This window comes from Paenibacillus arenosi, assembly GCF_014841135.1.
GTDB lineage: Bacteria > Bacillota > Bacilli > Paenibacillales > Paenibacillaceae > Paenibacillus_B > Paenibacillus_B arenosi.
Map to the genome: position 1 here is coordinate 22786 of NZ_JACYTN010000017.1, position 24132 is coordinate 46917.

Annotated in this window: 23 protein-coding genes, 5 tRNA genes and 1 riboswitch; of the genes, 21 read left to right on the forward strand and 7 right to left on the reverse strand. The window is 43.3% G+C overall.

Annotated elements, in window-relative coordinates; translation table 11 throughout:
* Positions 1–93 precede the first annotated feature (93 nt).
* The 3 genes from IFO66_RS16915 to IFO66_RS16925 are packed head-to-tail and all read left to right on the forward strand — an operon-like array spanning position 94 to position 1351.
* A complete protein-coding gene (locus IFO66_RS16915) occupies positions 94–348 on the forward strand; it encodes a hemolysin XhlA family protein (protein WP_028593207.1) in 255 nt (84 codons plus the stop codon).
* 3 nt (positions 349–351) lie between these two features.
* The gene (locus IFO66_RS16920) at positions 352–597 is read left to right on the forward strand and encodes a hypothetical protein (RefSeq protein ID WP_192026300.1); all 246 of its coding nucleotides are present in this window, start codon (positions 352–354) and stop codon (positions 595–597) included.
* Complete coding sequence (locus tag IFO66_RS16925) at positions 590–1351, forward strand: N-acetylmuramoyl-L-alanine amidase (RefSeq protein ID WP_192026301.1); 762 nt, start codon at positions 590–592, stop codon at positions 1349–1351. Before IFO66_RS16920 ends, IFO66_RS16925 begins: the two co-directional genes overlap by 8 nt.
* Before the next feature lie 160 nt (positions 1352–1511).
* Here IFO66_RS16925 and IFO66_RS16930 read toward each other — a convergent pair whose 3' ends face one another.
* Positions 1512–1862: a hypothetical protein gene (locus IFO66_RS16930; protein ID WP_192026302.1), complete on the reverse strand. Its 351-nt coding sequence runs from the start codon at positions 1860–1862 to the stop codon at positions 1512–1514.
* Positions 1859–2494, reverse strand: a complete 636-nt coding sequence (locus tag IFO66_RS16935) for a DUF1361 domain-containing protein (RefSeq protein ID WP_192026303.1) — start codon at positions 2492–2494, stop codon at positions 1859–1861. The genes IFO66_RS16930 and IFO66_RS16935 overlap by 4 nt, the downstream gene beginning before the upstream one ends.
* 207 nt (positions 2495–2701) lie before the next feature.
* Between IFO66_RS16935 and IFO66_RS16940 the strand changes: the two genes are divergently transcribed.
* The 5 genes from IFO66_RS16940 (at position 2702) to IFO66_RS16960 (ending at position 7764) form a co-directional block, all read left to right on the forward strand.
* Positions 2702–4285, forward strand: coding sequence for a DNA-binding protein (locus tag IFO66_RS16940; RefSeq protein WP_420488677.1), 1584 nt, complete (start codon positions 2702–2704; stop codon positions 4283–4285).
* 165 nt (positions 4286–4450) lie between these two features.
* The gene (phnC, locus tag IFO66_RS16945) at positions 4451–5227 is read left to right on the forward strand and encodes a phosphonate ABC transporter ATP-binding protein (protein ID WP_192026304.1); all 777 of its coding nucleotides are present in this window, start codon (positions 4451–4453) and stop codon (positions 5225–5227) included.
* A 65-nt stretch (positions 5228–5292) separates the two neighbouring features.
* On the forward strand, positions 5293–6057 hold the full coding sequence (gene phnE / locus IFO66_RS16950) for a phosphonate ABC transporter, permease protein PhnE (RefSeq protein ID WP_192026365.1): 765 nt from the start codon (positions 5293–5295) through the stop codon (positions 6055–6057).
* The gene (phnE, locus tag IFO66_RS16955) at positions 6054–6851 is read left to right on the forward strand and encodes a phosphonate ABC transporter, permease protein PhnE (RefSeq protein WP_192026305.1); all 798 of its coding nucleotides are present in this window, start codon (positions 6054–6056) and stop codon (positions 6849–6851) included. Before phnE (IFO66_RS16950) ends, phnE (IFO66_RS16955) begins: the two co-directional genes overlap by 4 nt.
* Positions 6852–6927: 76 nt before the next feature.
* Complete coding sequence (locus tag IFO66_RS16960; protein ID WP_192026306.1) at positions 6928–7764, forward strand: alpha/beta fold hydrolase; 837 nt, start codon at positions 6928–6930, stop codon at positions 7762–7764.
* A 145-nt stretch (positions 7765–7909) separates the two neighbouring features.
* Here IFO66_RS16960 and IFO66_RS16965 read toward each other — a convergent pair whose 3' ends face one another.
* A complete protein-coding gene (locus tag IFO66_RS16965; RefSeq protein WP_192026307.1) occupies positions 7910–8869 on the reverse strand; it encodes a phosphate/phosphite/phosphonate ABC transporter substrate-binding protein in 960 nt (319 codons plus the stop codon).
* A gap of 295 nt (positions 8870–9164) precedes the next feature.
* Here IFO66_RS16965 and IFO66_RS16970 point away from each other — a divergent pair, with 295 nt between their 5' ends.
* The 7 genes from IFO66_RS16970 to IFO66_RS17000 all read left to right on the forward strand — a co-directional run bounded on the left by IFO66_RS16970 (position 9165) and on the right by IFO66_RS17000 (position 12392).
* A complete protein-coding gene (locus IFO66_RS16970; RefSeq protein ID WP_192026308.1) occupies positions 9165–10772 on the forward strand; it encodes a bifunctional metallophosphatase/5'-nucleotidase in 1608 nt (535 codons plus the stop codon).
* 24 nt (positions 10773–10796) lie between these two features.
* Positions 10797–10872: transfer RNA gene (locus IFO66_RS16975), tRNA-Asn, on the forward strand.
* Positions 10873–10875: 3 nt separating this feature from the next.
* A tRNA-Ser gene (locus tag IFO66_RS16980) sits at positions 10876–10964 on the forward strand.
* Positions 10965–11342: 378 nt separating this feature from the next.
* Positions 11343–11417 (forward strand) — tRNA-Glu (locus tag IFO66_RS16985).
* Between the two features lie 12 nt (positions 11418–11429).
* Positions 11430–11505: transfer RNA gene (locus IFO66_RS16990), tRNA-Lys, on the forward strand.
* 45 nt (positions 11506–11550) lie between these two features.
* Positions 11551–11635: transfer RNA gene (locus IFO66_RS16995), tRNA-Leu, on the forward strand.
* Positions 11636–11951: 316 nt separating this feature from the next.
* The gene (locus tag IFO66_RS17000; RefSeq protein WP_192026309.1) at positions 11952–12392 is read left to right on the forward strand and encodes a hypothetical protein; all 441 of its coding nucleotides are present in this window, start codon (positions 11952–11954) and stop codon (positions 12390–12392) included.
* A gap of 88 nt (positions 12393–12480) precedes the next feature.
* Here the strand turns inward: IFO66_RS17000 and IFO66_RS17005 are convergent, their stop codons facing one another.
* Positions 12481–12831, reverse strand: coding sequence for a winged helix-turn-helix transcriptional regulator (locus tag IFO66_RS17005; protein ID WP_192026310.1), 351 nt, complete (start codon positions 12829–12831; stop codon positions 12481–12483).
* A gap of 288 nt (positions 12832–13119) precedes the next feature.
* On the opposite strand from IFO66_RS17005, the gene IFO66_RS17010 reads away from it, so the two are divergent.
* The gene (locus IFO66_RS17010; protein ID WP_192026311.1) at positions 13120–13674 is read left to right on the forward strand and encodes an NAD(P)H-dependent oxidoreductase; all 555 of its coding nucleotides are present in this window, start codon (positions 13120–13122) and stop codon (positions 13672–13674) included.
* Between the two features lie 394 nt (positions 13675–14068).
* Positions 14069–15013 carry a hypothetical protein gene (locus IFO66_RS17015; protein WP_192026312.1) on the forward strand — a complete coding sequence of 315 codons (945 nt, stop codon included), beginning with the start codon at positions 14069–14071 and terminating at the stop codon, positions 15011–15013.
* Between the two features lie 61 nt (positions 15014–15074).
* Here IFO66_RS17015 and IFO66_RS17020 read toward each other — a convergent pair whose 3' ends face one another.
* Both IFO66_RS17020 and IFO66_RS17025 read right to left on the reverse strand, forming a co-directional pair.
* A complete protein-coding gene (locus IFO66_RS17020) occupies positions 15075–16418 on the reverse strand; it encodes a nucleobase:cation symporter-2 family protein (RefSeq protein ID WP_192026313.1) in 1344 nt (447 codons plus the stop codon).
* A 45-nt stretch (positions 16419–16463) separates the two neighbouring features.
* Complete coding sequence (locus IFO66_RS17025) at positions 16464–17039, reverse strand: xanthine phosphoribosyltransferase (protein WP_192026314.1); 576 nt, start codon at positions 17037–17039, stop codon at positions 16464–16466.
* A 226-nt stretch (positions 17040–17265) separates the two neighbouring features.
* A riboswitch (purine riboswitch) is annotated at positions 17266–17366 on the reverse strand.
* A gap of 274 nt (positions 17367–17640) precedes the next feature.
* On the opposite strand from IFO66_RS17025, the gene IFO66_RS17030 reads away from it, so the two are divergent.
* The 4 genes from IFO66_RS17030 to IFO66_RS17045 all read left to right on the forward strand — a co-directional run bounded on the left by IFO66_RS17030 (position 17641) and on the right by IFO66_RS17045 (position 22788).
* On the forward strand, positions 17641–18921 hold the full coding sequence (locus tag IFO66_RS17030) for an MFS transporter (RefSeq protein WP_225445839.1): 1281 nt from the start codon (positions 17641–17643) through the stop codon (positions 18919–18921).
* A 15-nt stretch (positions 18922–18936) separates the two neighbouring features.
* Entirely contained in the window at positions 18937–19734 is a 798-nt protein-coding gene (locus tag IFO66_RS17035) for an alpha/beta hydrolase family protein (RefSeq protein ID WP_192026315.1), read from the forward strand.
* Positions 19735–20138: 404 nt separating this feature from the next.
* On the forward strand, positions 20139–20432 hold the full coding sequence (locus IFO66_RS17040) for a hypothetical protein (protein ID WP_225445840.1): 294 nt from the start codon (positions 20139–20141) through the stop codon (positions 20430–20432).
* Positions 20433–20631: 199 nt separating this feature from the next.
* Complete coding sequence (locus tag IFO66_RS17045) at positions 20632–22788, forward strand: methyl-accepting chemotaxis protein (RefSeq protein WP_192026316.1); 2157 nt, start codon at positions 20632–20634, stop codon at positions 22786–22788.
* A gap of 77 nt (positions 22789–22865) precedes the next feature.
* On the opposite strand, the gene IFO66_RS17050 is transcribed toward IFO66_RS17045, so the two are convergent.
* On the reverse strand, positions 22866–24083 hold the full coding sequence (locus tag IFO66_RS17050) for a NupC/NupG family nucleoside CNT transporter (RefSeq protein WP_192026317.1): 1218 nt from the start codon (positions 24081–24083) through the stop codon (positions 22866–22868).
* Positions 24084–24132: the final 49 nt, after the last annotated feature.

Consider the following 24132-nt stretch of genomic DNA (forward strand, 5'->3'; position numbering starts at 1 on the left):
GGCGCATCGTTCCCCCTAAAACGATACAATAAAGCGTCATGCGCAGCATGAGCGCTATTTTTATGTCTAAAATTTGCAAGAGGAGATATGAATATGGACCCACAAACACAAATGCTAGCAGAAATTCGTGAACGGATCGTGCGTGTTGAGACGAAATTGGACTCGATGCATGATGTTTATGATACGGCGCTAGAGGCGAAAAATATTGGCTTGGAAGCGTCGCAATCGGTGAGGTCCGCGCATTACCGAATTGATCGCATTGATCGAACTATCTTTTGGCTAAGCACAACCGTAATTGGTGCCGTTATTTTGGCACTTGTACGACTAGTATTAGACGGGAAGGTGTAGGGAATGGACATCACGATGTCAAATGATATTATGGCGCTTGCTGCGCTCGTGGCGGCATACGTTGGTGTAGCCCGTGGCTTCGGATTGAAAGATAAATGGACGCATGTAGCAGCTGTCTTTGTGGCAGCTGTTTTTATTTTAGTGCCAGAATCCATTCAGCAGAAGCTAATCCTGATTTCGGTAGTAGGGTTATCCGCTACAGGAGCTTATCAATTTTCCAAGAAGAAAGGAAATGATAGTCATGGTTAAGTTAATTGTCTGGGATGCTGGTCACGGAGGTAAAGACCCTGGAGCAGTAGCGAATGGGATAAAAGAAAAGGATATTGCACTGCATATCGCGAATGAGGCGGCTCGTAGATTGGAAGCACGATATGAGGGAGTAAGCTGTCTTCTTACTCGATCTAATGATGTGTATTTGGCATTATCTGAGCGTACAAACAAAGCCAATGCGGCTAAGGCTGACTTGCTTGTTTCTGTTCACTGCAATGCAGGAGGTGGAGCGGGTGGTTTTGAATCTTTTATTTATAACGGAATAAGTAAAGGACAGTCGGCTACATCTAATTTTCAAAGTGCGGTGCATACCGAGATAATGAAGCGCTTAACGCCGCTCGGTATTAATGATCGCGGACAAAAACGCGGTGATCTGCATATGTGTCGTGAATCGAAAATGCCAGCGGTATTGACGGAGAATCTATTTGTCGATGTTGCGTCAGATGCAGGTAAACTGAAGCAAGATGTAGTTCTAGAAGCATTAATTGAAGGTCATGTAGAAGGAGTTGCTGCCTATTTAAAGCTGACTGCGATGAACAATAAGCAGCCTCAGAAACAACAGGGCAAGCCCACAAGCTCACATAAAGCGATTAAAATTAATGTTAATGGCAAGGTAGTAAATAACGGCATTGAAATTGATGGTGTCACGTATGCGCCTGTCAGAAGCCTAGCCGAACAGCTTGGTGCGCAGGTGGTATGGGATGGCGACAAAGTATCCGTATTAACGAAATAATGATTTTTTCGAAGGAAGGATCAGCAAGCTAGCTTTAGCATAAGTGTTATCATCCTACCTATTACCTAATGCTTGCTATGCAAACACAGAAAAGGCTCAAGTAAACGGTTTTAGCATACTTGAGCCTCACTCTGGAGAAGTAGTTACCACTTCACTTCGGTTATGGGGACGTAAGCCAGCCAATCAAGACGAACATCAGCATAAATTGCAACAATGCCAACGTATACATCACTCGCCAACTTCTACGCTGCTGCGGTGGTACGTGATCGAAGTTATATCCAATCTGTTTTTCGAATTTGAACACTTGATAGAGATAAATATTCAGCCCGAATGGCAGTAATCCGCCTATGAGAGCCCACCACCAAGACTTTTCTTGTTGATACATATATCGTGCAATATAAAGTTGGGAGAGGAGTATGGCAGCACAGAGGCAGAAAAATAGTACTAGAAAGTCTTCTCCGCTATAGGCTTCACTACGCATGAACCCCGCCTTATATTCTTCAATCATCATTCTCCACCCCTTTTCTCGTTGCGCCCGAACATCCACACGATAATAGCTTGCAACACGGTCATCCAGAAAATAAATAATAGTGCATTTTGATCTAGGGAGTACCAGACACGCTCAATTAATGACCATGGCTCTGTAAACAAGTGGATCGAGTGAAAGCGCAAAAATCGGCCAATGAAGATGCCAAAGCTAGTAAGTAGTAGAAATACACACATCCCGAACGTGACCGTGCTTGCTCGCAATTGGAACGATTGCAGTAAACGACGGACCTGGTCTGTCATTAGAACATAGAAGCAGATGGCCAGCAATACACCGCTCACTAATACGAAAAAGTTCCACCACTCCATCACAACGATTCCTTGACGGTAGTTAAAATCAAATCTTTTTAAATGAATGAGATCGGTGACGACATAGAATACATTGGGTGACATAAGAATGAAAATGAGATAGAAAAGAAAACTGATAGGTAGTTCTCTTTTTGATTGTACTTTGAATAACGGCAGTAAATAGGAAAGCTCTAGTGCTGCAAAAGCAAGAAACAGATTGAATGTCATAAATGAATAAGCCGTATCAAAATAGAGCAGCATTCCTACGTATAAGAAAAAGCCGAGTCGTGCTCTCGAACGAATGTGCATAAGGTTATCTCCTTTACTTGTAATACGATAATAGTACTGACAAATAATAAGCTGTTCTACTCTATTAATCAAACCATGGTTAATATATCGATAACATGTTAGTGTGTCCTTTACATTATTGTAAGAGCTGGTAGCCGTTGATATTGACAACATGTAAATATCCATTACATTTAAGAAGAAAGAACCTTATTTATCCACTTGGAGGTGTTGTTATTGGTCAAAAAAATAACTTCAAAATGTTTCAAGTCATTCCTCGCTTTATCACTTACCTTCTCCCTATTTACTACTATATGGGCAAGTGATGCAAGGACAGCCTCGGCAGAGGGACCGCTCGATCCAGCACCAATTATTAATCCCGTTGGAACGGCCAACGGCAAGAAAGTACTGTTTGACAACACACACGGTCAAACAGCAGGAGCAGCAGATTGGGTCATCGATGGTGCATTTTCTGATTTTGCCCAAGCCCTAGCAGCCTCTGGTTACTACGTGAAAGAGCTTCGTCAATCCACACCGATTACCTTCGAACATCTTCAACCTTATGATGTATTCGTTATTCCTGAAGCAAACAACCCTTACAAAACTTCCGAACAAGCAGCATTACTTAAGTATGTTCAAGAAGGTGGCAGCATATTTTTTATTAGCGACCACTACAATGCAGATCGCAACAAAAATAGATGGGATTCTTCTGAAGTGTTTAACGGCTACCGTCGTGGAGCTTGGGAAAATCCAGCTAAAGGCATGAGTGCAGAAGAATCAGGTTCTGTGGCGATGCAGAACGTAAGCAGCTCTGACTGGCTTGCCGACAACTTTGGTGTGCGTTTCCGTTACAATTCCATTGGCAACGTGACAGCTAATATCATTGTGCCGAAAGAGCAATCATTTGGCATTACAGAAGGTGTGCAAGGCGTAGCGATGCATGCAGGCTCCACATTGGCTGTTACGAATCCATCAATCGCTAAGGGAATTGTATATCTCCCGCAAACGACCGACAAATGGCCGCATGCTGTAGATGCTGGTATTTACAACGGCGGTGGTGTTGCAGAAGGTCCATATGTTGCGATATCCAAAGTAACAAAAGGTAAGGCGGCATTTATTGGTGATTCTTCACCTGTAGAAGATATTACGCCTAAATACTTACGCGAAGAGAACGGTCAAACGAAAAAGACCTATGACGGCTTTAAAGAAGTCGACGACGCGAAATTGCTCGTTAACGTTGTGAATTGGCTGTCCCATGACGAAGCGTATACGAACTTTACGCAAGTACCTGGCTTGCAATTAGACCAGCCGACAGCTTTGCACAACTATGAAATTCCTCAACAAAGTACAGAACCGAAGCCTGAACCGTGGGCAGTTCCAGCCACTGGCTACAAGTGGTGGGATCAGTCCTCCTTCAAGCCAGGGGCATTTGGCTACACAGGTTCGACCAATCCTGGCCCAGGACCGGGTCCTGTTAACCCAGCATACACACTAGAATATCCAGCATCAGTAAAGGCAGGGCAACCGTTCAGTGTTTGTGTAAAAGTAAGTAAAGCTGCTCCGAATACAACGCTGGATTTACAGCTAGGCATTTATGTAGCTGGAGGCCAGCAGATTGGGCAAATTCAAAATGCAGATGGTACATGGCCAACGACTTATGGCTATCAAGCTGTTTCACTCCAGACAGATGGTCTTGGCAATGGCTGCAAAACAATTACGGTTCGAACAGAGCCTACTAAAACAGGTGCAGCATCCATTCGTTTGCGCTCAGGCAAATCGAATGTAGTGACTAATTCGATTACGGTTACGCCATAATTTTGATAACAGATATTAAATAGTATCAAATCGTTATATCATCCATCAATTGAATGAAGCGAGTCTCTTCCAGTATACAGTTTGCACAATGTTTGCATCCAGTCTGCGTGAGAGGACTCGCTTCATTTTTTATTTCTGAAGAAGTTTCAGGGGGGAGCGTGCAAGATGATTGAGTTTCGTCGCGTCTCTAAGCTTTACTCAAATGGAACAGTTGGCTTGCAGGAAGTGGATGTTACCATACATAGTGGAGAATTTGTCGTAATTGTTGGCTTGTCTGGTGCGGGAAAGTCGACGCTGCTGCGCTCGATTAATCGACTGCATGAAATTACTGCTGGCGATATTGTCGTAGACGGCAAGTCGATCACGCATGCGCGTGGAGAAGAACTGCGTCATATGCGGCGCGGTATCGGTATGATTTTTCAAAGCTTTAATCTTGTTAAGCGTTCTTCGGTTATACGAAACGTGCTGTCGGGAAGGGTAGGCTATCATTCAACGATCCGTACGCTGCTTGGCTTATTTCCAAAGGAAGATGTCCAGTTGGCATTGAATGCGTTAGCCCGAGTCAATATTCAGGAGAAGGCTTACATCCGGGCTGATCAGCTGTCAGGAGGCCAGCAGCAGCGAGTGTCCATTGCGCGAGCGTTAGCACAAGAGGCGAAGATTATATTGGCCGATGAGCCAGTGGCATCCCTTGATCCATTGACGACGCGGCAAGTGATGGATGACTTGCGCCGAATTAATCAAGAGCTAGGCATTACAATGGTTGTTAATTTGCACGATATCGATCTGGCGCGGCAATATGCTACGCGAATTATTGGTCTACGTGCAGGTGAGATTGTGTTTGATGGTCCTGTCGGTGAAGCGACTGAGGAGCGGTTTACTCACATTTATGGTCGGTCGCTGCGCGAGGAGGCGGCAAGCATCGGGGGTGAAGCTTTATGAGCCCGATAAGCGTAACGCCGCCGCCAACGAATGAGGGAAGAAGTGGTGATGAGGGGGCGCCATCCATGGCAAAGCCATCTCACACGAAGTCTATTATGACCGCTGCTTTCATTATTGTTCTGCTCTGGTTAAGTGCAGAGCGTACAGACGCGACATTAACACAGCTCGTGACGGGAGCGCCGGAGATGGGCAAGTTGCTCGTCGAAATGTTTCCGCCTGATTGGAGTTACCTAACGACGATTTGGGCACCTATGATGGAGACCGTTCAGATGGCTGTGCTGGGTACCTCAATTGGTGCCTTGTTGGCTATACCGATAGCACTGTTGGCCTCAGGAAATGTAACGAGGAGCAAATGGCTCTATATTCCGGCAAGATTGCTGCTTAATCTTGTACGCACCGTTCCTGATTTATTGTTTGCAGCTATCTTTGTCGCTATCTTTGGATTGGGAGCTGTAGCGGGAGTGGCAGCTTTGATTCTCTTCTCTTTTGGCTTGATTTCTAAGCTACTGTATGAATCGATTGAAGCGATTGACCCAGGTCCGCTTGAGGCGATGACGGCTGTTGGTGCCAACAAGCTACAATGGATCAGATTCGGTGTTATTCCGCAAGTGACAGCGCAGTTCATCAGCTACTTACTATATACATTCGAGGTTAATGTACGTGCGGCTGGCGTACTTGGACTTGTAGGAGCGGGCGGGATTGGCTTGCTGCTAACGCGAGTGCTGGATCAGCTGCGGTATGATCGGGCGTGTATGATTATTTTATTGACACTCGTTATTGTGTTGGTGATTGACTATATTAGCTATCGCGTACAGGAGAAACTGCTATGAAAAACAATCCATTGATTCGGCGTCCATGGCTGCATATTCGTTGGTGGTTAGTTGCGGTTGTTATTGTAAGTTTGTACGTATGGTCATTCACAGGCATTGAATTTTCGGGAATACGTGAAAATGCAGGTACGGTTACAGTGGCCATTTTACAGGGGATGATTAGTCCAGATTGGGATTATGTCTACTTGGCAGAAGGTGAGGATTTGCTAAGGGGGATGATCGATACGCTAGCAATTGCACTACTAGGCACCTTCATTTCAGCATTTCTGTGCATTCCGTTTGCCTTTTGGGCCTCGACCAATATGAATCGTTGGAAATGGTCTAGCGGTGTGGGTAAGTTCATACTCAGCTTTATCCGCACGTTTCCTGAGATTGTAATGGCGATTATGTTTATTAAGGCGGTTGGTCCTGGTGCGTATGCTGGTATTCTTGCTCTCGGATTGCATTCGATAGGTATGCTCGGCAAGTTGTATGCGGAAGCCATTGAGAAAATAGACCGTGGTCCAGCTGAAGCTCTGCTTGCATGTGGGGCCAATCGACTGCAAGTGTTGTGGTACGGGGTTATTCCACAAGTGCTGCCCGAATTTATGTCGTATACGTTGTACCGATTTGAAATCAATGTGCGTTCAGCAACGATACTTGGAATTATTGGAGCGGGAGGCATTGGCACACCCTTAATTTTCGCCTTGGATAGCCGCAATTGGTCACGGGTGGGCATTATTTTGCTAGGTATCATCATAACGGTAAGTGTTGTTGATATCATTTCAAATTATGTGCGGCGAAAGATCGTATAGACAGTTTAGTATGACCGGTTAATGGTAGGAAATAGTTCTTTTAATGAATTGGAGCAAAGGAGTGTGAATAGCTAGCATGAGTAGTAAAAAACCGTTAAAAACGTATAAAGTAGTCGGTGGGAATGGTACAAATCTTCACGTGGAGGAGTATGGAAATCCTAGGGGAACACCGCTCTTATTTATTCACGGTGCACTACAATCTCGCTTATGCTGGTTGAAACAAATAGACTCCGAGCTTGCCAACGACTTTCGCATTGTAACCATGGATTTGCGAGGTCATGGTTGGTCTGATAAGCCCGAAAATGCATATGCAGATTCAAGTGTATGGGCCGAAGATACTCATGCGGTCATTCATTCATTATCGCTTAACCGTCCGGTCCTAATTGGTTGGTCGTATGCGGGGTATGTTATATGTGACTATATTCGGAGGTATGGAGAAACTGATGTTCGCGGCATACAACTTGTTGGGGCGTGCACACGAACTATAGCCTCGAATAACACAGATGAAACGACGAAAGAACTGTTGGATCTGGCCCCACTGCTCTCATCAAATGATGCTGCTACAAGGATTGGTTCTCTAGAGAAGTTTTTAGCATTATGTGTATATAAGAAACATTCACCACAAGATTATTATTTCTTTCTTGGTTTCAACGCCATTGTCCCCCCTCATATTAATTCAGCGCTATTCGCTCGTACGGTAGACAATCAGGATTTGCTCTCCAAACTAAAGCTACCTACTTTGATTACTCACGGGTTAGAAGATAAAGTCGTTACAAAAATAGCCGCACAGCGCCATGTCGAACTCATTTCACATGCGCAAACATCATTTTATCCTCATGTTGGTCACACACCATTTTGGGAAGCGGATAAACGTTTTAATGCCGATCTAAGACATTTTGTAAAAGGCCTTTAATTTTTCCATGGTTAGCAGGAGATTTTTTGTGAAATAGTACGTAAAGAAGCCCCAAACCGCTGCTGAATTAGCGGGAATGGAGGCTTCTTTTCATCTCATTTAGAATCAGAATTTGAACAGTCGCTGTATATGATGTTTCTATTCACTACTTCAATCCAACTTCTTTTGCTACATCGCGAACAATATTGAACTTCGAGTCGTCAGATTTAATATAACCTTTGTGTGAATATACGTCTGAAATGATTTGCTGCCCTGCGGAATCTTTACCGATCGCGATGAAAGCATCTTGTATTTTGGTACGCCATTCTTCGCTCATATCATTACGAACAGAGATCGTATCATTTGGAATGGGGGAGGTAAAGGCAACGACACGAGTGGTCTGCATAATATCAGGGATGTCTTTAATAATAATATTACGGGCATCTTGGAAGACCGCTGCGGCATCCACATCGCCATTTAACACAGCGAGCAAGGCTTTGTCATGACCTTTGACCGTTATACCTGTAACATCAGCGTCAGGATCGACCCCTGCTTTTTTCATTTCAAAGGCTGGCCATACATAACCTGCTGAAGACGTGACATCCTGCCAAGCGATTTTCTTGCCTTTTAAGTCCTCTAATTTTTGAATAGGAGAATCTTTCTTTACGACAATCATTGCTTTGTAGTAGTCCACCAACTCTGTCGTATTGGCTCCTGTTGCATCTTCTACACCAAAACGCTGCGCTTGCAGCAGAATATCAGCCGTTTTCTTTGTGTCATGAGCAAGAACATAGGCATTAGGCGGTAAAAAACCGATGTCCACTTGTTTGGATGCCAATGCCTCGATTATCGTATTGTAGTTCGTGGATACGCTTACTTTAACGGGAATGCCAAGTTGGTCGCTTAACAGTTTTTCTAATGGTTTTGCCTTTGCTTCTAAAGTTTCCGCATTTTGTGATGGGACAAATTGCACTTTTAGTTCAGTTGGTACATACGTTTTCGTCTGCTCCGTGCCCTTAGATGGATTGGAGGAGCTGGGGGCTGTGGAACTGTTGCTACAAGCAGTAAGTAAGCTTAATCCAAGGATAAGAGTCATAACCGTGATGGCCGCTGTTTTCTTAAACATAAGACAACCTCCTAGTCATTTTGGCATAGCTTTGGTTAACAAATGTAGTAGGCAATGGAAGTGCAGCATAGTCTAAACATAACGAATGGATCAGATTTGTTAAATGTTATGCAGGAATAGATTAACTTTGCGAGCGAATTGTAAAAAAAAGTACATGGATTGTTAAAAATGAACTAGGTCTCTAGACGGATATAAAAATCGTTGCTATCGTTTTATTAGATGTGCCTCAAGCTGAAAATATTCGAATGAAATAGATGGGTTGACTGAAAAATTTTCTTCGACTAGGAGCGAATTGATGATGAAGAACGGACAGAACTCATGCAAAGTAACGATACTTGCAACGAGTGATTTACACGGAGCAGTGATGCCTTGGAGTTACGGAGATCATTCTTTACAGCAATCTGGACTTGCCAAGTTGGCAACTCTTATTCATGGCATTCGCAGTTCAAATTCAAATACGGTACTCATCGATAATGGAGATTTAATACAGGGGACGCCGTTATCTTACATACATACGAAGATTGAACGTGATGCTATACATCCGCTAGTAAAATGTATGAACACATTGCAGTATGATGCAGGTGTGCTTGGCAATCATGAGTTTAACTATGGCTTGGATGTGTTGAGAGATGTTGTGAAACAATCCAACTTTCCGTGGCTATCTGCTAATATCGTAAATAAGCAGGATAATCGGCCATCTTTCGGGCCTCCTTATATCGTAAAGACGTTTGCAAACAACATACGCGTTGGTATTGTTGGGTTAACTACACAATATGTGCCGCATTGGGAACTGCCTTCTCATATAGAAGGATTGGAGTTCAAAGATGCGGTAGAAACAGCCCAACAGTGGGTTAAGCATTTGCGTGAACAAGAGCAGGTGGATGTTGTAGTTGCTGCTTATCATGGAGGATTTGAGCGGGATATTATAACAGGCGAACTGACAGAGGAAGATACAGGGGAAAATCAAGGATTTCAATTATGTGAGCAGATTAAAGGCATTGATGTATTGATAACGGGTCACCAACATCGCAATCTAGCGGCAGAAGTGCATGGTGTATCTGTTGTTCAACCTGGTATGCAGGGAAGTTATTTGGCTCAAATTGATTTGGAGCTGGAGCATAGTTCAGTAGGGTGGCAAGTCGTAGATAAACGGGTCGAACTGCTTGGCGTTGAAGGAGTTTGCGCAGATCTCGATATCATTGAACTGATGCGTCCATACGAGGTGAAAACACAGCGCTGGCTCGATAAGCCAATTGGTAAGTTGAACGGCGATATGCGTATTTTGGATGCGATGCAAGCCCGTATCGAGGAACATCCGTTAATTGAGTTTATTCATACGGTTCAAATGCACTATGGTGGGACGCGTATTTCGTGCACCTCCTTATTTGATAATCGTTCACCTGGTTTCTCTACAAATATTACCATGCGTGAAGTTGTATCCAATTACATTTATCCAAATACGCTGCGGGTTATACGCATTACGGGACAAGATATAAAAGATGCCCTTGAGCAGTCTGCACGCTATTTCAAATTATCGGATGATGGGGAGATAACGGTAAACGATTCATTTTTATATCCGAAGCCTCAACATTACAACTATGATATGTGGGAAGGAATCGAGTATGAGTTGGATATATCTAGACCAGAAGGGCAGCGAGTTACGCTTTTAGAGGTTGAAGGTTCTCCGGTCCAGATGGAAGCTCATTTTGATGTAGCAATGAACAATTATCGTGCTGGTGGCGGAGGTTCTTATCCCATGTTCGTAGGCAAGCCTGTTGTGAAAGATATTCCGACAGAAATGGCTGAGCTTATCGTGTCTTACATTATGGAGCGCGGTACAATTGAAGGCGGAGTGAACCACAACTGGCGTGTTGTGAATAAGAGGGTTGACACAATAGATTAGGCATGATATATTTACTCATGTCTTTCCCTGATAGCTCAGTTGGTAGAGCACTCGACTGTTAATCGAGTTGTCACAGGTTCGAGTCCTGTTCGGGGAGCCATACGGAGAGATACCCAAGAGGCCGAAGGGGGCGCTTTGCTAAAGCGTTAGGGTGTTACAGCCGCGGGGGTTCGAATCCCCCTTTCTCCGCCATTTAACTTTATACATTCGTTCGCAGATCCCGAGAGGGATTTTTTGCGTTTTAGGGCCTTGTATTTTATTGTTTTATTGTTATGAAATTTCGATACATGGCTGCATAGGTCAACATTCAAAGGGCAGGAGATCATCTCCGGTCCTTTTTTCTTTGGAAAAGATGTGAAGAGGTAGTGGTGGTCAGGTGAGTGTTCTATATAGATAAAATTAAGCGTTTGTATAGCATTTTCTATCATGTGCATAATACAGAAGAGGAGATGATTTGCGAGGGTATTTCCTGGTTAAAAAAGGATATAAAAAAGGGGTTGTCAATCTTGTTTGTGTCTGATATAGTATTACTTGTCGCCGATGAGCGACACAGTAACTTGAAGTGAACAAGGCCCGTTGGTCAAGGGGTTAAGACACCTCCCTTTCACGGAGGTAACAGGGGTTCGAATCCCCTACGGGTCACCATTTTTCTTGCAAGAGCCATTAGCTCAGTTGGTAGAGCACCTGACTTTTAATCAGGGTGTCGTAGGTTCGAGTCCTACATGGCTCACCAGTTTTATTTCAGACTGGTGAGATGTGGACACTTTATTATAAATGTGCGGTAGTGGTGGAACGGCAGACACGCTATCTTGAGGGGGTAGTGTCCAATGGACGTGCAGGTTCAAATCCTGTCTACCGCACCATAATTACTTCAGTAACAAGTCTTCTATTTTGAGAGGCTTTTTTTTGTTTTATAGTCACAATCCCTATCAAATAAAGAATAAGGTATTCGTGATTATTTGAAAATGGGTACCATGATGCTTAGTCAATATAGATACTCACTCACCAGCACCTTTTTCCTTCCTTTTGTATTTCTGCTCTTAAGCCCTTTCGTGTTTTGAATACTAATCTTCCACTACTTCTAGAATATACATGTATTTCATAACTCATTATTTTAGCTTGGAAATTATTCGTTATACAGAATTAAATTTACTTTGATGTGATGTAAAGGTGGATATCATGAAGAGTAACTTTAAGCAGCTTGTGTTGATAGTAATCATCTCATTAATTTGTAGCGTTGTAAATTTTGATTCTTATCTAAAAGGGTATTTACCAAGCTTTTCACAGGCTCTATGTTCTTCTTTGTTCATCGTTTATTGGTTACTTCATGCATTCTTCATGGCTCGAAAAGGGATGCGGTTTATAAAGCTTAGCTCATTATATTGGGGGATAGGAGCTTCGTTGTTTGTGTGTGGTTATTATGCAAAACTAAGTATCGTATTTATCCCTGTTACATTATTATTTGCTGGTCCTTTATATGGTTTAAGATATTTTATTAATATGCCAGCGGATATTTTATTCACGATGGTTAGTTTTATATTCGTTTACAGTGTAAGTGTAATAGGATTTCTACTTGGGAAACATGTGAATCGGCTAACCGATAGTCGTGTGAATAGTTAAATGAAAAGTTCCTATCTTACTGGGGTCAGTCCCCTGCGTTTAAGGTAGGAACTTTTTCTGTTCTGGGTTCAGTAGTAGTTTTGTACCATCATTCCTCATACAAAACCGAAATTTCCTCGCCATTGCTTCGTAGATGATTAATATGCACATCTCCCCAATAGCACATCAGATCAAGAACATTTGATAATGATCGCCCATAATCCGTTAAGGAATACTCTACTTTGGGTGGTACCTGATTATAAATGGTACGAGCAATAATATTGTCAGCTTCTAACTCACGAAGCTGCTGGGTGAGCATTTTTTGGGTGATCTCGGGAATTAATTTTTTTAGTTCACTCGTGCGCTTGGTTCCGCTCGTAAGGATGCATAGGATGACAATTTTCCACTTGCCTCCGATAACATCAAGCGTGGCTTCAACTGCAAAATTATAGGTTTTCATGAGATGACCTCCAATGAATTATAAAATTCCCTCAAGCTTGGGGAGTGCTGTTATGTACTAAGGGTCTTCTGGCATATGTTCGGTAACTTTGCTATTTGGCTGTGTAAAAAAGATGCTTTCTTCTCGATAGGTACTTGAAAGTACCTACCATACTTCTAAGTAAGTATGGCACTTTGAAGTGCGTACTTAACAACTTGCTATGTGTAGCACATAATATCACTACGGGAGCGCAAATGGAATATGTGAATCCATTTCATGCTTAATCCAAGTGAAGAGGAGAAGATATACATGAAAACACTCGTTATTGTAACTCATCCTAACATAGAGACTTCTCGCATTAATAAAAGATGGGCAGCAGAACTGCGCAAGCATTCAGAGTTGATGACAGTTCACGAGCTGTACAGTACGTATCCAGATGGAAAAATCGATGTGGAACGGGAGCAGAAGCTTATTGAAGCACATGACAATATCGTCTTTCAGTTTCCATTGTACTGGTACAGCTCTCCGCCATTATTAAAACAGTGGTTAGATGAAGTGTTTACGTACAGTTGGGCGTATGGTTCTACAGGAGATAAGCTCCGTAATAGAAAGCTGGGACTCGCCATTTCATTAGGGGGCAAAGAATCGGATTTTGGAAAAGATGGAGATATTCCGTTCACGATTAATGAGATCACGATACCGTTTCAAGCAACATGCAGTTACACAGGGATGAACTTCCTTCCTATCTTTACGGTGTATGGAGCGGAGTATCATCTGACAGATGAGCAAATTGAGCAAAGTGCCATTGATTATGTGAAATACATTGTGGAAATTGTTCAGTCTGGCGAAAAGGCAACAGTATAACAAAAGGTATTTATGGAAGCTAGAGATCGAGTTAGGGCTCACATGCAGTGATTACAATTGATCGTTTCTTCCTAGCGAGCGGATAGAAAAATAGGATGAACTGTGGATACCAGTTTGGCAACTTTTGTGTGTAAAGCTGGTATTTTTTGCGGAAAATGAAGGGGTTCACTTGCATCCAGTCCCAGCAGCACTTCTTGCGAAAATACGTTCCAAATACAAGGTTAAGGGGGTAGTCCGAGTGGGTTTCTGCAGCTGAAGCTGGGTTTGTGAATCGGTAAGTATTTGGTAGTAGTTCTTAGGAATCAATTATGTTGAAAATATTGGAATATATAAAATGGTGATATATAATACATTTCAAAATAAATTAACTTATTATCGGGGTGAATCATTGCATATGATACGATCTTCAAGACGTAAGTCATGGTTAGCGGTAGCTGTGTGCAGTATGTTGGCTGCTCTATTTGTTATGCTGCCAGTTGCTCAAGCTGCTGTTGTAGCGGATACACAATGGATGCAGCAAGTGTGGGATGAATATAGAGTTTACAATAAGAAAACAGCAGCTGAGTATGGGAGTTATCAGGATTCCATTGACGATGATTATAGAAAATATTTCGAGCGCAGTCATCAGCAGTACGAGCAGTTGTTAGTCAAGGTGAAACAGGATTTGCAGAAGTGGGATAACTATTTTGAGGCGGATATTAAGGCGTTAAAGAAGAAGTACAGTAAAAACAAAAAAATGATGAAAAAAATAGAAAGCTATGAACGCGCTGTTGATCAGGGGCGATTGCATGAAGCAATGAATAAATATGCGCGGGCTTGTAATCCAGACGTGTTGCATAGTTTGATGTGGACATACGATGCAGCGATTGATGAGGATCGTTTGCATAGCTCAATGTGGAAGTACAACCGTGACATTGATCCAGATGTACTACACAGTTCTGCGTGGAAGCTCAGCAATACGGTAGATGAAGATCATTTGCATGGTCCGATGTGGAAATTAAAGCGTGGGTCTGATAAAGATACGTTGCATAGTCCTGTTTGGAAACATAATAGAGGTGACAGCACGTTAGAAGAAGCGAAGAAGCAGTATGCTGAGCTTCATGAAGGCGAGGTAAAGGCTGTAACCGATGATTCTGCGGATGCTAAGGAAGCTATCGCTCTTACGATTAAACGTACAAGTACGGATATAAGCGTACAGAGTACAGCGACGATTCGTGGTCTGGAGAAGCAGCGCGAGGCGTCACTGAAGGAAGTGTCCGAACTGCGCAGGAAAATAACGGGTAAAGGGTTCACATGGAAGCCGCTTCTTATTGTGCCTCCTCCAAAGTCGAGTAAATAGCACCCAATGAATAACGCCGACTGTTCGCATAAGAAGTTATGCGGCAGTCGGCGTGTCTTTGTTAGGCAGCTTGTGTGTTGTTGTTAGAAGGCTTACCAGTGTCTTGTGTGCTTCCTGTAAATCCGTTAAAGACAAGATTAAGCACAATGGCTGTAAAGGTACCTGCTACAATCCCGTTACCAGTCAAAATTTGCACCATCTCAGGCAGTTGAGCGAACATGGTTGGCACAGTTGTAACACCAAGTCCCATGCCGACGGAACAGGCGATAATGAGCAAGTTCTCGTGACGGTTCAAGTCAACTTGAGAACCAAGCATGCGCAATCCAGAGGAGACGACCATGCCAAACATGGCAACCATAGCGCCGCCTAGGACGGACTTTGGAATCAAGGTCGTAATCGCAGCGATCTTTGGTACAAAGCCGAGCAGGATAAGGAATATCCCAGCGACGACGATAACGTCACGTGTTTTTACGCGGCTCATTTGCAGCAAGCCGACATTTTGCGAATAGGTCGTGTAAGGAAAGGCATTGAATATACCGCCCAGCATAATAGCCAAACCTTCTGCACGATAGCCTCGTGCCAAGTCTTTACTAGTCAGTTCACGTTCTGTTATTTTACCAAGTGCAAGGAAAACACCTGTAGATTCAGCGACACTGACAATGGCGACGATGATCATTGTAATAATAGCGGTCGCATTGAACTCAGGCATTCCGAAGTAGAATGGCTTCATCATATGGAACCAACTTGCATCCTGTACTTCTGCAAAGCTGACTTTGCCCATAAAGATAGCAGCTATCGTACCTGCTACAAGCCCGATCAAAATGGACACCGCACGGAGAAATCCAGTCGATAGCTTATTCATCAGAACGATGAACAAGAGCACTCCGAACCCTAGTATTAAATTTTCCCCGCTTCCGAAATCTGGAGAACCCATCCCACCAGCTAGATCGTTGAATGCAACTGGTATAAGCGTGACACCAATAATCGTAACAACTGAACCGGTGACGATAGGAGGAAAGAAACGGATCAACTTGCCAAAAACGCCGCTAAATAACATGATAAATAGTCCAGATACAATTATTGCGCCGTAAATATAACTAACTCCGAACTCTTTACCGATTGCAATCATAGGCATAACGGCTTGGAAGGCGCAGCCGAGAACAACGGGAAGTCCGATGCCGAACCAGCCAAACTTCCATACTTGCAGTAAAGTAGCAACACCGCACATAAGCAAGTCAATGGCGACGAGATACGTCAATTGCTCCAATGTAAATCCTAAAGCTCCACCAACAATGAGGGGGACGATGACTGCACCTGCATACATGGCTAACACATGCTGGATACCAAGAGAAATGGTTTTAGCGGGATGACGGTGACGGGCAAATACTCGATCTTCTGTAGGCATGTGAAACCATTCTCCTTTATCGCTCTGCAAATTAAAAAACGAGTTTTATTCTTCTATGAATTGAACACTTCCGTCATGTAAAGATGCGATGCGTGCTAGTGATTCTACCCGATAGCCAGCTTCTATTAAAGTTTGTCGTCCAGTCTGGAACGACTTCTCAATAACAATCCCGATTCCTGCCACTTTAGCGCCTACTTGCTCTGTAATGCGTGCTAATCCTTGAGCAGCTTCACCTACCGCAAGGAAATCATCAATAATTAAGACGGTGTCATTAGGGGACAAGTATTTGCGCGATACCGTAACATCATTCGTTACTTGTTTAGTAAAGGAATGCACTCTCTCCACGATCAAATCCTCTCGCAACGTAAGCGACTTTTGTTTGCGAGCAAATACAAGTGGAACATTTAAGGTCAAAGCTGCCATTAGAGCAGGTGCAATACCTGAAGATTCGATGGTCAATACTTTCGTAATCTTGTCTTCAGCAAAGCGGTGAGCAAACTCTTCACCCATGGCTTTCATCAACTGCGGGTCCATTTGATGATTTAAAAAGGAATCGACTTTGAGCACCGTGTCGCTCAGTACGATGCCTTCGGATATAATTTTGTCTTTTAAAAGATTCATGCCGCGTTATCCTCCTCGGTGTGGACGTATCAATAGCAAAAAGCCCGATAGCATTGGCATGTATATGCCGGTCTATCGGGCTGCGGGAACTTTCAAGTGTAGTACACTGATGAACAATGGAGTAATGGGATGATTGAGATATAACTGTACTACTTATGCGTGCAGTTATCGGCATCATTACTCTGTAAGAAGTGCATCGTTGTACTTAGATATATGCAGTGCATACACCATGAAAGTGTAACCCCGTAGTCCGATCATTTACGGTGACCAGGTAGAGACATGCAGGCCAATTCCTGCACATATACGTGAGTTTATATTTATATTGTTCGGGTTTTCGTAGAATACGAGTATAAACAGGAACTTTTCATCCATCCTGTTACCTTAATTATTAAAAAGTATACTGCAAACGAAGGAATGAGGAAAGAGTACATGATCAGGAAAAATTGTCCAGTACCTAATCTTTCTAAATGGAAGAAATATGATACAGTAGTAGTGCTAAGCTGTACAATATATGAGAGTATATGGATCAGACGATGATAGACATAGAAAATAACAACAGAAAATGACAGGGAGATAGGAGTTTAGGAGAGGAGTTTTAACTATGGTTGAAATGTCCACACAGCGTTCAAAAGCAGTGCAATCGCATGTGAATCGGGCTGAACGTTTCCATACATTACAGTTTCGCTATTTGTGTGTTTACATGTTCATGGTTTATACGCCAGCCGCCGCAATTCAGTCATTTTTTCCTTTGTATTATCGGGATTCGGGTTATACGGATGCCATGTATGGTTTACAAAATGCACTGCTTCCTATCGTAGGCATGATGGGGAGTTTCTTGTTTGGTCTAATCAGCGATAAGCGCTCGCGAATTAAATCCATTTTAATGACGATTATGCTAGTGCTGATGGTTGTCATTTATTTTATTTTTCACGTGTCATCGTTGTGGCTGATGATGGGACTTGTCCTGTTGTTTCAATTTTTATGGGCGCCCGTGTCTTCTTTGACTGATAGTATGGTGATGCTCTCGGCGAGGCGCTTGAATCAGACGTTTGCAACGATACGGGGCTTCGGGGCAGCGGGATTCGCTGTTGCAGCTGGAATCATTGGGTGGATATTGGATTTGCTTCCCGGTGAGTCAACGATGGGATGGATTGTTATTGGCTTAATAGGATGCACATGGCTGACGCTTTGCTTGATTCAAGATCCTCGATCTCCTCAATATGTACATAGCGAACAAGAGAAAGCGTTGGAAAAAGAGCAGGAGACTGGACAAGCTGTTGCAAAACAAGAAGTGCGAATCCGTGACCTTGCTCCTTATGTGATGACACCAAGGTTTATGTTCTTTATTGCTGCTATGATCGTTTATCAGATGACATTTTCATTCAATGATCAATATTTTGGATTTCTTGTCCGTGAACTAAATGGTACTTCTTTTCATATTGGTCTAGGCTGGATGCTGCCAGCGGCTGTTGAAGTAGTTATTTTTCTTTATCTGGGGCGTAGTAGGCATCAGTTGCGTCCACTGCCGATGCTTGCGATTTCAGCCGTTATTTTCTCTGTTCGCTCCTTTATTTTAGCTTGGACCGATTCTTTAGTTGTAGTTATGCTGCTGCAAGCAGTACAAGGGATCGCGATTGCTTTCTTCTTTATATATGTAGCGGAATATATGATGGATACGATACCGGATAAGTTTCGTGCAAGCGGCCAAGCGGTGCTGCAAATGATTATGAGTATTGGTGCTGCGGTAACTGGAAGTATTATTGGGGCATATTTGTATCATCATTATGGTTTGGAAGGGTTGTTTGTTACAGGTGGATGGCTGCTTATTATCTCCATTGGCATTTTTCTATGGGCTGAACGACTTGAAGTTAACACGAGATAAGGAGTGTGACAAACGATGAATGAAAGTAATCCTATTAGGTATTCGATTCGCAAGCATACGTTAGAATGGCGTCGTGAGCATGTGACATTACGAGGTATCGTCACCATGCCGGTCACTGATCATTCGGTACCTGCGATTATATTCGGTCACGGATTCACGGGACATAAAGCGGAAGCCAACTTCATGTTTAAGCGGTTGAGCGACGCATTGGCCAAGTGCGGCTATGCAACCATCCGATTCGATTTTGCGGGTAGTGGTGAAAGCGATGGTGAGTTCGTTGAGATGACCGTTTCTACGGAAGTGCAGGACATGCTGGCAGTATGGGATGCCGTTCAGGTAATGGATGGAATTAATCCGAAGCGGGTCAGTTTACTCGGGTTCAGTCTCGGTGGAGTCGTTTCGTTGTTGGCAGCCGAACAGCTTGGTGATGAGTTGGATCGTTTGATGCTGCTATGTCCGGCAGTTGGTTTCCAAGATATATTGGCAAGAGATTTGCAAGGAGAGAAATTGCATCATCTGCTGCAGCAGGGATGGGTGGAATTGTATGGTCAGCAGATCGGTCAAAGCTTCTTTGATGATAGTGCTGCACTCTGTATACATGATACTTGTGCACAAATTCATATACCTGTATTGATTGTTCATGGTACTAATGATGGTGTAGTACCACCATATATATCTCATAGGCTGCACAACCAAGTAATTGGATCGCGTCTCGTGTGGTTGGATGGGGCTGATCATATATTTAGTCAATCTGAGCATGCTGTACAGCTTTTGGATGAGCTCATTCATTTCTTACAGTCAGATGCAAATTAGCTATAATTCGTCCACTGAAACTTTAATTTGTCCACTTTTAGAGCAGGTAAATGTTAGGGCAAAATATAGATAGGGTAACTGAATGCGATTACATTTCCATTCAGCACCGTCTTATTTCCGGCAGGACAGGTGATCTACTCAAATGTGTGTTAATACGTTCGTATCCCCCGATATCGAATGAAGGAACACACGGCGGCGAAAGCGCATTTGTTGAGGAGCAAATGCGCTTTTTTGCTATATTTATTTTAAATGGTAAATGTGTTTCTAGGTATGAAAATATTGCTTATACGACTAACTTGATATGAATGTATTTACAATAATCGTATAAATCATAGATATTAAGCAGAGGATGTTGTATAAAGAAATAGATGAAATACAGAAATGGAAAAGGAGTGGCAGAGATTATGGAATATACTGCTATAAAAAAAGAATTCAAACACGTAGGCTACCATCCTGGTCGATATTTACACATTGCTGATGTGACGACTCGTGTTACTGATTTTGATCATAAAGAGATCGAACGTGTTGACCAAGTCGTCATTGGTTCTGATGAACCTATGACTGCACAGCAGGTTGGTGAAGAAGCGCGCACTAAGTTAGTTGAAGAGCATCCTGACTTTCAATTTTACCGTGAGGTAGAAATGGCTGAAGTGAATATGGTAGAAGCGTTTGATCGTGAATTGGCCGCTCAATCCTAGTTCAAAAGATATACGATATACACCTTGTCCAGTTGGAAGAATGGGCAAGGTTGGCGATCTGATTTACGAATATATAATGCATGTATACATACATTTATTGCTAAGAAAAACCGATATATAGTACAAGAGAATCATTGCAGATATCGATAACGACATAGTTGGATAGGCACCTATACATAGTTAAGGGAGATGTAACACTATGAAATTCGTTTCCATGCTGCGACGGAAGATGCAGGGCATTAAGCTTAGGCCGCTTGCCTCTTATGCGAAATACCGTCCCTCAAGATCTGTAGGAACTAGGCTATTTCTCATGTTTGTCATCAGTATTATGGTATTCGTAAGTGCAGTCGGCATTGTATCGTATTACGTTTCTAGAGAGGCTATTGAGCAAAAAGTGTCTGAAACAAGCTACCAGACGATTACGCAAGCAGTAGAAAAAATGGATGTCGTTCTCAATTCGTATTCCAAAATGAGCATGCAGATTATGGTTGATCCTAACTTAACCGATTGGATTAAAAAATATTTGTCTGCGCCAGAGCATTCCTACGAGCAAGTTCAAGCGATGAACAACATTCGCGAAGTACTGCAAGGCTATACAGCGGGGCAAAATGCACTTGAGGATATTTATCTAATTCCCGTTGGTACTAAAGATAAAGCATTTTCTACGGAATCGACAGTGCAGCTGTCAGATGAGATCATAAACTCTTCTTGGATGCAGCAAGTCGTGAAGAATCAAGGGCGAGCGGTATGGTCAGATACGCTGCTAACCGGTGTGAATAAGTCCCATGAGCCGACAATTGTTGTTGCTCGTTTGATGACAGATTTGTTTTCCAAGCAACAAAAGTTTGTCGTTGTCGTTGAAATACATATGCAATCGCTTGCTGAAATGTTCAATACGATCAATATGGGGGAAGGCACCAGCGTATCGCTCGTGAATCGCAATGGTCAATTTATTTATCATCCTGACGCGGCAATGGTAACAAAGCCTGCTCCAGACTGGCTCTTACCAGCGGATAAAGAAGAAGAAATGTGGTCGGGAACGGAGCATGTTCTCTCAAGTGACGACACAAGTTTACTGAAAGTATATCACGAGTCGAAAGAGAATAAATGGACAACTGTAGGAACGATTCCAGTGGAAGTATTGGTTGAAGATGCAGGTATCATTCTCGACGTTACATTTGTCAGTATTATCGTAGCTGCTATATTTGCGCTAGTTATTGGCTTTGTTGCTACACGAATGATTGCTTCGCCACTCATTGCACTGCGTAACTTAATGAGTCGAGCAGCAGACGGTAAGCTTACCGTACGTGCAACCGTGAACTCCAAAGACGAGATCGGTGAGCTTTCTGGTGGATTCAATCAAATGATGGAACAGATTACCCAGCTTATGAAGCACACGGACAGCAGCGCTCGTCATGTATTAGACACAGCTCAGCAGTTGACTAATGCATCCAAGAGTACTGGAGTAGCCGCTGAGGAAATTGCATTGGCTACAGAGGAAATTGCAAAAGGGGCACTTAGTCTAGCCTCTGAAGCAGAGCGTGGGCATGATTTGACCCAGCAGATGGCATCCCAAACCCAACTCGTCATTCATGCGAATGAGAAGATGGAGCAGTCTGCAAGCCTTGTGCAGCAATCGAGTCGACTTGGTGCGTCTTATATGTCCTCGCTTAAGGAACGTACTGACGCGGTAGAAGATACAATCCGTCTGTTGACGAATCGAGTCAATGAGTTGAGTAACAGTACGGCATCGATTCGCAATGTGCTGAAGGTGCTTCAAGATATGACGAAGCAAACGAATATATTGTCTTTGAATGCAACGATTGAAGCAGCTCGTGCAGGTGCTGCGGGACGAGGTTTTAGAGTTGTTGCAGATGAAATTCATAACTTGGCGGACCAGTCCAGACAATCTATTAACATGGTTGCAGATATAACCCAGCGGATTGAACAAGAAATGAAGGATACCGTTGAGACGCTGCATGAAGCGTTCCCGACGTTCCAGTTGCAGAAGGAAGCGGTTCAGGAAACGGATGAAATCTTCAAGCAAGTAGGTCAACGCATGACGGATATGAATGTACATTTAGATGAAGTTGGCCAATCTGTCGAAGAACTTCACCGGGTACAAAGCATCATTGTTGATGCGATGAGCAACGTAAGTGCTGTATCCGAAGAGTCTTCTGCTACGTCTGAGGAAGTGGCATCGCTTAGTCAGGAGCAGCTTAACGTATCCAAGCAGCTTATCGGCTTGTCGAACCAGCTTGAATCGGTATCCAATGAACTGCAGCAGTCGCTGTCACAATTCCAGTATCATTCAGAAGAGGAAGAGCAGACACAGGAACAGGTTAGTTCTTCCTAGTGAGTTATAAGTAATAAGTAAGCAGCCCGGATCATCCATACAGGAGGCCCGGGCTGCTTTGTATTTTGTTTGATGTTTTAACCTGCAAAGAACAATCCAGCAATTGCAGCACTAATCAAGTTGGCCAATGTTCCGCCAAGCACGGCTTTCATCCCTAGCTTCGTTATTTGTGTTCGACGGTCAGGTGCCATCGAGGAAAGTCCACTAATTTGGATTGCGATGGAGCTTAAGTTGGCGAATCCACATAAGGCGAAGCTTGTAATCATCAACGTGCGAGCAGAGATTTGATCGATCACTTTCCCCAGCTCGGAAAATGCAACGAACTCGTTAACAACCACTTTTTGCCCGATTAAGCTTCCTGCTATAGGAGCCTCTGACCATGGAATACCAATTAAGTAGGCGATAGGTGAGAAAATCCATCCCAATATACTATGAAGTGTAAGATTCGGGAAACCGAACCAACCTCCGATTCCACTAAGCAAGCCATTTAACAGCGCAATTAATCCAATAAAGGCAATTAGGGTCGCGCCGACAGCTAATGCGATTTGAAGCCCGTCAACAGCTCCAGCAGCAGCCGCATCGATAACGTTGGCTGTTTTTTCATTCACACTTTCCTCTTTGCTTTCGTGATGATGATAGGCCTCTGTTTCAGGGAGGAGCAGCTTTGATACTAAAATACCAGCTGGAGCTGACATGAAACTGGCTGCGATCAGATACTCTAAAGGTACCCCCATCAAAGCATAACCTGCCAATACAGAGCCTGATACGGAAGCCATTCCCCCAGTCATAACAGTAAATAATTCAGAGCGAGTCATCGTATTTAAATAAGGTTTTACCAGCAGTGGCGCTTCGACCATCCCCACGAAAATATTGGCTGTGGCAGATAATGACTCAGGCTTACTTGTCCCAAGCGCTTTGCTTAAGCCCCCACCGATAATCCGAATGATCCATTGCATGATGCCTAAGTAGTACAGCACCGCAATAAGGGAGGAGAAGAAGATGACGATCGTCAATACTTGGAAAGCAAAGATGAAGCCCTGTCCTGCTGGAGGTATCGCACTGCCGAATACGAATGCAATCCCCTCATTGGCATAGGCAATGACTTGTGAAACACCGTTGGATACAGCTTTCAGAGCGTTACGCCCAGCTGTCCATCTCAATACAATGAATCCAAACAGCATTTGAATCGCAAGTGCGATCAGAACTGGACGCCAATGAATTCGACTGCGATTTTCTGAGCACAAAAAACCGATAAGTAATAGCCCTGCTATTCCAATTAATCCCCATATGTTCATGCCCGTCAACCTTTCTGCCAATAAGCGTTATCGTTCCTAGCCCTAATGT